Raw genomic sequence first — 324 nt, 5'->3', positions numbered from 1 at the left:
AGTATATATTCTTGAGTTGGTCATTAATTTTTTCGATTATAAAACGCTTTGAAAGCATCGCTCTATCCCATAATGACATCGCTTTTGCCTTCATATTTTTGCGAACCGTCGTAATGAGCTTTACCCCTTTATCGAGCAAATCAGCTTCTAAAGCCTTACTTAAATATCCTTTGTCACCGTATAATTTATCCGTCAGGCAGCTCGCTAATTCACGGACTGGTTGAGTATCATGTACATTTCCTGTTGTCACTTTCGCAGCAACAATTTCACCATGATGATTAACGACTAAATGTAGCTTGAAGCCATAAAACCATCCCATCGTTC

1 protein-coding gene is annotated in these 324 nt (G+C 38.3%); it reads right to left on the bottom strand.

Features of this window, described 5'->3' with window-relative positions:
- Positions 1–324 (bottom strand): IS982 family transposase (locus CWB66_RS21105; protein WP_138586970.1); only part of this gene is annotated, 324 nt, incomplete at both ends.

The organism is Pseudoalteromonas sp. S558 (assembly GCF_005886635.1).
GTDB lineage: Bacteria > Pseudomonadota > Gammaproteobacteria > Enterobacterales > Alteromonadaceae > Pseudoalteromonas > Pseudoalteromonas aliena.
Note: the sequence above shows the minus strand (reverse complement) of the source record. Positions and strands in the feature narration are given on the sequence as shown.